This is a genomic window from Roseovarius albus, assembly GCF_900172335.1.
In the GTDB taxonomy this organism is placed as follows: Bacteria; Pseudomonadota; Alphaproteobacteria; order Rhodobacterales; family Rhodobacteraceae; genus Roseovarius; species Roseovarius albus.
Window position 1 is genome coordinate 181,320 of sequence record NZ_FWFX01000009.1, and the last position, 9,052, is coordinate 190,371.

8 protein-coding genes are annotated in these 9,052 nt (G+C 53.9%); 4 read left to right on the forward strand and 4 right to left on the reverse strand.

Features of this window, described 5'->3' with window-relative positions:
- Positions 1-458: 458 nt before the first annotated feature.
- Together ROA7450_RS14610 and ROA7450_RS14615 are read right to left on the reverse strand one after the other, a co-directional pair.
- On the reverse strand, positions 459-923 hold the full coding sequence (locus tag ROA7450_RS14610) for a hypothetical protein (RefSeq protein WP_085806589.1): 465 nt from the start codon (positions 921-923) through the stop codon (positions 459-461).
- Positions 924-1,025: 102 nt separating this feature from the next.
- On the reverse strand, positions 1,026-1,607 hold the full coding sequence (locus tag ROA7450_RS14615) for a TetR/AcrR family transcriptional regulator (protein ID WP_143534467.1): 582 nt from the start codon (positions 1,605-1,607) through the stop codon (positions 1,026-1,028).
- A 151-nt stretch (positions 1,608-1,758) separates the two neighbouring features.
- Between ROA7450_RS14615 and ROA7450_RS14620 the strand changes: the two genes are divergently transcribed.
- Both ROA7450_RS14620 and ROA7450_RS14625 read left to right on the forward strand, forming a co-directional pair.
- On the forward strand, positions 1,759-2,313 hold the full coding sequence (locus ROA7450_RS14620; protein WP_085806615.1) for a carboxymuconolactone decarboxylase family protein: 555 nt from the start codon (positions 1,759-1,761) through the stop codon (positions 2,311-2,313).
- A gap of 69 nt (positions 2,314-2,382) precedes the next feature.
- Positions 2,383-2,931 (forward strand): thioredoxin family protein, encoded by a 549-nt coding sequence (locus ROA7450_RS14625; protein WP_085806591.1) that lies wholly within the window; start codon positions 2,383-2,385, stop codon positions 2,929-2,931.
- 7 nt (positions 2,932-2,938) lie between these two features.
- Here ROA7450_RS14625 and polA read toward each other — a convergent pair whose 3' ends face one another.
- On the reverse strand, positions 2,939-5,746 hold the full coding sequence (gene polA, locus ROA7450_RS14630) for a DNA polymerase I (protein ID WP_085806592.1): 2,808 nt from the start codon (positions 5,744-5,746) through the stop codon (positions 2,939-2,941).
- A gap of 452 nt (positions 5,747-6,198) precedes the next feature.
- On the opposite strand from polA, the gene ROA7450_RS14635 reads away from it, so the two are divergent.
- The gene (locus ROA7450_RS14635; protein ID WP_085806616.1) at positions 6,199-6,870 is read left to right on the forward strand and encodes a cation efflux transmembrane domain-containing protein; all 672 of its coding nucleotides are present in this window, start codon (positions 6,199-6,201) and stop codon (positions 6,868-6,870) included.
- A gap of 4 nt (positions 6,871-6,874) precedes the next feature.
- Here ROA7450_RS14635 and ROA7450_RS14640 read toward each other — a convergent pair whose 3' ends face one another.
- The gene (locus ROA7450_RS14640; protein ID WP_085806593.1) at positions 6,875-7,228 is read right to left on the reverse strand and encodes a GFA family protein; all 354 of its coding nucleotides are present in this window, start codon (positions 7,226-7,228) and stop codon (positions 6,875-6,877) included.
- Between the two features lie 138 nt (positions 7,229-7,366).
- On the opposite strand from ROA7450_RS14640, the gene ahcY reads away from it, so the two are divergent.
- A complete protein-coding gene (gene ahcY / locus ROA7450_RS14645; RefSeq protein WP_085806594.1) occupies positions 7,367-8,755 on the forward strand; it encodes an adenosylhomocysteinase in 1,389 nt (462 codons plus the stop codon).
- Positions 8,756-9,052: the final 297 nt, after the last annotated feature.

Consider the following 9,052-nt stretch of genomic DNA (forward strand, 5'->3'; position numbering starts at 1 on the left):
CTGTTGGAAACGAGCTTTCGGCCATCTTTGCTGTGCTCCCATAGCTTCTCTTCATTTTAGATGCCCACCGGCTTCGTGGAATTTAGGCAGCGGCAGACGACACTTTATCGCAGATTACTGCATCTGAAGGCGGATGGCGGCTCTTTGAAGGTCGGAGAATTTGTGCGTGCACCGGGTTTACCGTGGCGAACAATAAAGCCCTAGAGAACGAACATATGCCCGCCTTGCAGGGAATCGAACCTGCCGAATTGCCCCGAATATTTGTCGCTCTCTTGCAAAGCGCCGGAGGTCATGGCCTGCATCGTGTGCGAACAAAATGAAGTTTTTGGCGATCTTCTTGCTCGGACTCTTCGTTGTCTATCTCATGCCCCACTCATCGGTGTTTACAATGAGCCAGAAACACTCTCTTATCAAATCAACCTAAATGGACTCATAGGCGCAGACATACGACAGTGTTTTCAATGAATTGTGCGGCGCATGACGTGAATATTGATGCTTTCATTTGTCATCGCTGGATTCCATGTGTGCTTTGAAAGTTTGCAGTTGGCCTTGGCGCCAGTCACGTAATTCTTATCTGAGACTTCATTCATAAACGTTAAATCTCGCACTAGGATTTTGTTTTTGTATCGCACAGAACTCGTTTGCATGCCTTTACGAAACATGTTTGAGGATTTGGATCTCGCCGAAATTCTATTTCCCACATTCCAGAAGCCGCAAACCATAGCCTTGCCTTTGAAATTGGTAACAAATGCTGCGATATTGGTTGTTCCGCCTCTTGATGATTTTATACCGCCGATTGCGGCATCCTCTACCATTGGCATTTGAATTGCGGTTTCTTTGGCAATTGTCATTGAGGCCAAACTGATGGCAGTGCCGAGTGTTGCGGTTGCTAGGATGGAATAGCGTTTTAGAAATTGGAACATTTGAAACCCTAAAGTCGTGCAATTAGGATTTAGTATTCAATTTTATCGCGAGTCTGTCTAGGTTGTATGATTTTGATACAATTAGGTCGATCAATGCAATTTCTAATGCACCAGCCGCAATGCGCTCGCTTTAAGAGCTTCAAGTTCATGTGGTTCATATGTGCCGCGTGCCAACACACGTAACGCGATGACCAAAGAAAGAAGCGATTTTGCGGTTTCATCTGCGTTTACGGTTTCAGGGATCTTTCCAGCGGCTTTGCCCTTGGTGATGAGCTGTCGGTAAAACTCTTCAAATTCTTTGAAAGAGGCTTTCACCATATCCTGCACATCCTTGGGGTGGTTTGGCAGCTCTTGCGCGGTATTGACCATCAAGCAGCCCTGAAACTGATTGTCCGCCTTTGATTCCGCGATCAGCTCATCAAACATCTGGCTGACGGCTTCGACGGGGTCGTCGATCGTTGATAGTCGTTTGAGCAGGGCCTGCCGATTGAGCTGGTCGTATCTGAGCAAGGCCCGATCAAAGAGCGACTTTTTGTTGCCAAAGGCGTTGTAAAGACTGCCCTTGTTGATCCCCATGCCAGAGATCAAGTCAGACATCGAGGTGCCTTCGTAGCCTTTTTGACGAAAGATTCGGATAGCTTTGTCAGTGGCTTCGTCCAGATCAAAGGATTTTTCCCAGGGCATTTTGACCTCTTGAGGCAAGAACGTTTCGTTTACATATAAGGGTTTAAACCGATTGGTCAAGAAAATTGCCACAATGGCATTGACCGATTGGTACAAACTATCTAGTTCTTTTTATACCGAACGGTACAAACAAATTCTAAAGGACTTCAATATGACTGATTTCACCACCCACACCCCCACATCCGCCCCCGCAGACTCAAAGGCGCAGCTGGAAGGCGCGCAAAAGGCATTTGGGTTCGTTCCAAATCTTCTGGGCACAATGGCCGAAGCCCCTGCGATGCTGGAAGGCTACATGGCGCTGTCGGGTATCTTCAACAAAACCGACCTGTCAGAGACTGAACGCCAGATCATCCTGATGACCAACAACCGCCTGAATGGCTGCACCTACTGCATGGCGGCGCATACCTCTCTGTCGCAGATGGCCAAGGTGCCAAATGACGTTGTCGAGGCGCTACGTGCAGGTATGCCGATTGCGGATGGCAAGTTGGAAGCCCTGCGTCAGTTTGCGATTGTGATTAACGAAACCCGTGGCTGGCCGTCTGACGATGCTGTCGAAGCGTTTCTGTCGGCTGGGTACAGCAAGCAGGCGATCCTTGAGGTAATCTTGGGAACGGCGTTGAAGGTGATGTCAAACTACACCAACCACGTCGCTGAAACAGAAGTGGATCAGGCTTTCGCCGCGAATGTCTGGTCGGCCGCTGCCTAAAGGCTGACGGGCCTGTGCTTTCTCCCGGTGCGGGCCCGCAGGTTTAAATTGACCTGAAAGGATTTTGACATGCTGCTTGATACCCCGATTTGTGACTTTGGCTGGAACGCCCCAGATTTTACCCTGAAAGATGCCCATGGCCGGGCCTACGCGATGCGTGAACAGATTGGCGAAAATGGTTTGCTGATCGCGTTTTTGTGCAACCATTGCCCTTATGTGCAGGCGATTGGGCATCGATTGGCTAAAGATGCTGAAACACTGAAGGCTGCGGGCATCAATGTGCTGGCGGTGATGTCGAATGATTACCGCGATGTGCCAATTGATGGGCCCGCCTATATGCCGAAATTTGCAGAGAAGTTTGGCTGGTCTTTTCCGTATCTAGTGGACGAAGATCAGAGCGTCGGGCAGACCTATGGCGCCGTTTGCACGCCGGATTTCTTTGGCTTCAATGTGCAGGGTGAACTGCAATACCGGGGTCGTCTGGACAACGCCGGGATGCGTGACCCGAAAGGGCGCAAGCGCGAGCTGGTGGAGGCGATGCAACTGGTCGCGCTAACCGGGCAAGGCCCGCGCCAACAAATCCCGTCGATGGGCTGTTCGATAAAGTGGGCGCGCTAACAGCTGATTAGTGCGCCTCGGCCCAGTTGCTGCCTTGTCCGGCATCAACCACCAGCGGCACATCCAGATGCACAGCGGGGTTGGCAGCCCCTTCCATGACAGAGCGGGCGGCGGCGATCAGTTGATCTTCGGCGCCTTCCTGCACTTCGAACAACAGTTCGTCGTGGACCTGCAGCAGCATCTTGCAGGGGATGTCCTTGATGGCCTCGGGCATGCGGATCATGGCGCGGCGGATGACGTCGGCAGCGGTGCCTTGAATGGGCGCGTTGATGGCTGCGCGTTTGGCGAAACCGGCGCGCGGGCCTTTGGCGGCGATCTCGGGCGTGTTGATCTTGCGACCAAACAGGGTTTGCACGTAGCCATGTTCCTTGGCGAACGTCACCGTCTCGTCCATGTAAGTGCGTATGCCGGGGAAGCGTTCAAAGTAGCGATCGATAAAGCCCTGTGCCTCGCTCCGGGGGATGCGCAGGTTGCGCGCCAGTCCAAAGCCCGAAATGCCGTAGATGACGCCAAAGTTGATCGCTTTGGCTTGGCGGCGCACCATCGGGTCCATGCCCTCAATAGGCACGCCGAACATTTCCGATGCGGTCATGGCATGGATGTCCATGCCATCACGGAACGCCTGTTTCAGCGCATCGATCCCGGCGACATGGGCAAGAATGCGCAGCTCGATCTGGCTGTAGTCGAGGCTGATCAGCGTGTTCCCCGGGGCAGCGATGAATGCCTCGCGAATGCGGCGGCCTTCTTCGGTTCGGACCGGGATGTTTTGCAGGTTCGGATCGGTCGAGGCCATGCGCCCGGTGCTGGCCCCGGTTTGTGAATAGGAGGTGTGCACGCGGCCGGTGTCTGGATCGATGTGGTTTTGTAGTGCGTCAGTGTAGGTGGATTTAAGTTTGCTGAGTTGTCGCCAGTCAAGCACGCGGGCGGGTAGGTCATGCTCAGTTGCCAGGTCTTCGAGCACGTCAACGCCAGTGGCATAGGCACCGGTTTTGCCTTTTTTGCCGCCCTCAAAGCCCATTTCATCAAACAGAATCTCGCCCAGTTGTTTGGGGGAGCCGACGTTGAAGCTGCGTCCAGCGAGCTTGTGAATTTCCGCCTCGAGCCCCGCCATTTTCTGTGCGAAGGCATTGGACATGCGCGATAGGGTTTCGCGGTCGACCAATACGCCGTGGCGTTCCATTTGGGCCAGAACCGGCGATAGCGGACGCTCAAGCGTTTCATAAACGGTGGTCACTTGGGCGCGGTGCAGTTCGGACTTGAAGGTCATCCACAGGCGCAGGGTGATGTCGGCATCTTCAGCAGCGTATTTCACCGCCTCTTCGATATCGACCTTGTCAAAGGTGATGGCGGATTTGCCAGTGCCCAGCAGAGATTTGATCGGAATGGGTGTATGATTGAGATAGCGGTCTGACAGCGTGTCCATCCCGTGGCCGTGGATCCCGGCGTGCAGGGCATAAGACATCAACATGGTGTCATCAAAGGGGGCCACATAGACACCGTAGCGGACAAAGATCTTGGCGTCGTATTTCATGTTCTGGCCGATTTTCAGGATGGCCGGATCTTCGAGCAGGGGTTTGAGGGCCTTTAGTGTTTCATCCAGACCCAACTGACCTTCAGCGAGTTTGTCTGAACCAAAGAGGTCATCACTGTCGCCGTCGCGATGGGTGAGAGGTATGTAGCAGGCAGTGCCGGGCGCGGTGGACAGCGAGATGCCAACCAGATCGGCCTGCATGTCATTCAGGCCGGTGGTTTCTGTATCAACCGCGACATATCCCAGTGCCGTGATCTGGGCGATCCAACGATTTAGCGCGACCATGTCCGAGACGCGTTCGTATTTGTCTGGTTCGATCGCGGACCACTCGGGGGCGACACTGTCGGTGCTGGAGGCCGCAGCGGGGGTGTCAGCAATGGCTGGGGCCTCGGCCCCCAATGTGTCGGCGACACGTTTGGTCAGAGTGCGGAACTCCATTTGGGCGAGAAATTCCAGCAAGACATCTGCGTCAGGGTCTTTGACCTCAAGATCATCAAGGGTGAAATCCAGCGGTGTATTTTCGTCTAGCGTGACTAGCTTTTTCGATAGTTCAATCTGTTCGCGTTTTTCCAGCAGAGTCTCGCGGCGTTTGGGCTGTTTGATCTCGCCTGCGCGGTCCAGCAGGGTTTCCAGATCGCCATATTCGTTGATCAGCAGCGCGGCGGTCTTGATGCCAATGCCGGGTGCGCCGGGGACATTATCAACGCTATCTCCCGCCAGCGCCTGCACGTCGACCACGCGGTCGGGACCGACGCCGAATTTTTCCTCAACCCCTTCAACATCGATACGGCGGTTTTTCATCGCATCAAACATTTCAACCCCGCCACCGACCAGTTGCATTAGGTCCTTGTCCGAACTGATGATGGTGACGCGGCCGCCTGCCTCGCGCGCTTGGACGGAGAGCGTGGCAATGATGTCGTCGGCTTCATAGCCTTCAATTTCATGGCAAGCGATGTTAAAGGCGCGAGTGGCCTCGCGGGTCAGCGGCATCTGCGGGCGCAGATCCTCGGGCATGGCCTCGCGGTTGGCTTTGTATTGGTCATAAAGGTCATTGCGGAAGGTGTGGCTGCCCTTGTCAAAGATCACGGCGACATGGGTAGGCGCGTCAGAACCGGTGTTATCTGAGATATAGCGTTGCAACATGTTGCAAAAACCGCTGACCGCGCCGATGGGCAGGCCGTCGGATTTCCGGGTAAGGGGCGGCAGGGCGTGATAGGCACGAAAGATGAAGGCCGAGCCGTCGATCAGATGCAGATGGCACCCTTTGCCGAATTGAGTGGTCATATGCGCCCCCTGTTCTCATCGCTTGGATCTGGTTGTGCCACGAAGTCGCACGGGCTGCCAGCGCGTTCGTGTGATTTTGACCCAAAGGCGGATGGGCTGACGCGATCACGGTTTCGTGATAGGGCTTATCCAGTCATGTTTTTTGAAAGAGGGCGTCCATGTTGGGCCAAAAAAAACCAGATCATGTAAAACGCCGGTGCCATCGGTGCCGGGGATCGGGCCGTGCGCCGTGCCAGATCTGCAATGGAGCTGGTCAGGTGCTGAAGGGCAAGGATCACCTAGGCAGACCCAAATTTGACCGCTGCGATGGGTGCTTCGGCATGAAAACCACGCGCTGTTCAGTGTGTAATGGCGAAGGATTGGCTTAGAGGAAATTCTAAAAATAGCCTCTTGAACCTCTAGCCCCTAGAGGAACTATATGATGACTCGTCGAAGAAAATAAGGCGATGATCATGGCGTACGACGTGTTAGATGCAGACAGCACCTCCAAGATGGAGAGCGTCAAATGCGGGTGCTCGGGCAATCCACAGTTTGATGGCATGGATCCGGTTTATAAGCGGATCCTGTGGTTGGTGATTGCCATTAACGCCACGATGTTTTTGGTTGAAATGTCGGCAGGGAAACTGGCCGGATCGCAGGCGCTGCAAGCGGATGCGTTGGATTTTCTGGGCGATGCGCTGACTTATGGTCTAAGTCTGGCTGTGATTGGCATGAGCCTCAAGGTGCGGGCGACAGCGGCGCTGCTGAAAGGATTGAGTTTGCTACTGATGGGGCTGTGGGTTTTTGGATCAACGGTGTATCAGGTGTTTGTTCTGGGTGTGCCCAAGGCCGAAATCATGGGGTTGATCGGATTTCTGGCGCTGGCGGCCAATTTGGCCAGTGTGCTGCTGTTGATGAAATACAAGGATGGCGATGCCAATGTGCGTTCCGTTTGGCTGTGTTCGCGCAATGATGCAATCAGCAACGTTGCCGTAATGCTGGCCAGTGCGGCGGTTTGGTTCACGGCATCGGCCTGGCCTGATATTATTGTGGCGATGATCATGGCGGGACTGTTCCTCCGCTCGGCGCAGTTGATCCTGAAACAGGCCTGGGATGAATATCGGCAGAGTGCGGTGGCGGCGTGAACCTTTAGAGGCTCTTACCATCGTAAATTTGTGCGGGCAGTTCCATGACATCAACCTCATCAATACAGCCCAAGTTGATGCGGTACTGCCCGGGATTCAACCGGGTTTCGACAAAGATATGAATACCGCAATCGCCACAAAAGTGGTGGCGCGCAATGCTGGTGCCGAACTGATAGGTCTTAAGGGTTTCAAGCTCTCCGGTGATATTCAACGCATCTGGTGGAACCAGAAAGGTCGATAATGCCCCACCTTTGCGGCGGCAGATCGAGCAATCACACAGCATGGCATCGGTGATTTCGGGGGCGCTGAATTCAAATTGGGCGGCACCGCAATGACAGCGGCCAGTGTAGTGGGCCATAGGTTGTAGACTCCTGTGATGCTGCTGGCTCGGATCACCCTAATTTGTATCAAAAGTCACGCCGCTGCGATACACATTGCTCAGCCCTCTTTGCGGTGTTATTTGCAGGTCAACTTGAGATTTGTGAGGAGCCATTCGATGGCAAAGGATTACGTTGTAAAAGACATCAGTTTGGCCAGTTTTGGCCGCAAGGAACTGGATATCGCTGAAACCGAGATGCCGGGCTTGATGTCGCTGCGTGCCGAATACGGCGAAGTCAAGCCGCTGAAAGGGTCGCGGATTGTTGGATCGCTGCACATGACCATACAGACTGCCGTGTTGATTGAGACGCTGGTGGATCTGGGCGCCGACGTGCGCTGGGCCTCGTGCAACATCTTTTCGACGCAGGACCACGCAGCGGCGGCGATTGCTGACGCGGGCGTGCCGGTTTTTGCGATCAAAGGCCAGACGCTGGAAGAGCATTGGGATTACCTCGATAAATCCTTCATGTTCGAAGAGGGCCCGAACCTGATCTTGGATGATGGCGGCGATGCGACGCTTTACATCTTGCTAGGCGCACGCGCCGAAGCGGGGGAAGACGTCATCGCTGTTCCAACCTCGGAAGAGGAAGAAGTGATCAAGGCACAGATCGCCAAACGCATGGCCGCGTCTCCTGGTTGGTTCTCCAAGATGCGCGATCAAATCAAAGGCGTGTCTGAGGAAACCACCACCGGCGTGAACCGCCTGTATCAGCTGGTGAAAGACGGTCACCTGCCATTCCCGGCAATCAACGTGAACGATTCCGTGACCAAATCAAAGTTTGACAACAAATACGGCTGTAAAGAATCGCTAGTTGACGGTATCCGCCGTGCCACTGACACGATGATGGCCGGTAAGGTTGCCGTTGTCTGCGGCTATGGCGATGTAGGCAAAGGCTCGGCCGCATCCCTGCGCGGCGCCGGCGCCCGTGTGAAGGTGACCGAAGTTGACCCGATCTGTGCGCTACAGGCGGCAATGGACGGGTTCGAAGTTGTTGTGTTGGAAGATGTGATCGACAGTGCTGACCTGTTCATCACCACAACCGGCAACAAAGACGTGATCCGCATCGAGCATATGCGCGCGATGAAGGACATGGCCATCGTTGGCAACATCGGTCACTTCGACAATGAGATTCAGGTAGCACAGCTGAAGAATCACAAGTGGACCAACATCAAAGAACAGGTCGACATGATCGAGATGCCCTCGGGCAACCGGATCATTCTGCTGTCAGAGGGGCGCTTGCTGAACCTTGGCAACGCGACGGGCCACCCATCCTTTGTGATGTCTGCCTCCTTCACCAACCAGGTGCTGGCACAGATGGAGCTGTGGCTCAAAGGCGATGAGTACAACAACGACGTCTACATCCTACCCAAGCATCTGGACGAAAAAGTTGCTCGTCTACATCTGGATCGCATCGGCGTAAAACTGACAAAGCTGGATGAAGATCAGGCGTCCTATATCGGCGTCAAACCCGAAGGGCCTTACAAGCCAGAGCATTACCGCTACTGAGTTGGTTTATAATTAGAAAACGCCGTCAGAAGATTCTGGCGGCGTATTTATTTGTAGACATGAACTCGCTACATCATCCAGCTTACCATTTGCCGATGTGTGATGAGAACTTTGGTTATTTATTCGAGCCTTTTTGGGCCTTAAGGTATGGGGTGTCTTTGGTGCTTGGTATCCACAAAAAGAGCTTCGCTTGGGGGGCGGCTGTTTTGTATTTTTTGATTTTGTCATCGATTGAGAGATACGGGGGATTTTATTAGGTTTGGCGGTGACTTACTCTCCCACGCCTTAAGACGCAGT

Bases quoted from the DNA above. Each gene is read 5' to 3' on its own strand.
- ROA7450_RS14610 (WP_085806589.1), bottom strand. From the start codon at position 923: ATGTTCCAATTTCTAAAACGCTATTCCATCCTAGCAACCGCAACACTC.
- ROA7450_RS14615 (WP_143534467.1), bottom strand. From the start codon at position 1,607: ATGCCCTGGGAAAAATCCTTTGATCTGGACGAAGCCACTGACAAAGCT.
- ROA7450_RS14620 (WP_085806615.1), top strand. From the start codon at position 1,759: ATGACTGATTTCACCACCCACACCCCCACATCCGCCCCCGCAGACTCA.
- ROA7450_RS14625 (WP_085806591.1), top strand. From the start codon at position 2,383: ATGCTGCTTGATACCCCGATTTGTGACTTTGGCTGGAACGCCCCAGAT.
- polA (WP_085806592.1), bottom strand. From the start codon at position 5,746: ATGACCACTCAATTCGGCAAAGGGTGCCATCTGCATCTGATCGACGGC.
- ROA7450_RS14635 (WP_085806616.1), top strand. From the start codon at position 6,199: ATGGCGTACGACGTGTTAGATGCAGACAGCACCTCCAAGATGGAGAGC.
- ROA7450_RS14640 (WP_085806593.1), bottom strand. From the start codon at position 7,228: ATGGCCCACTACACTGGCCGCTGTCATTGCGGTGCCGCCCAATTTGAA.
- ahcY (WP_085806594.1), top strand. From the start codon at position 7,367: ATGGCAAAGGATTACGTTGTAAAAGACATCAGTTTGGCCAGTTTTGGC.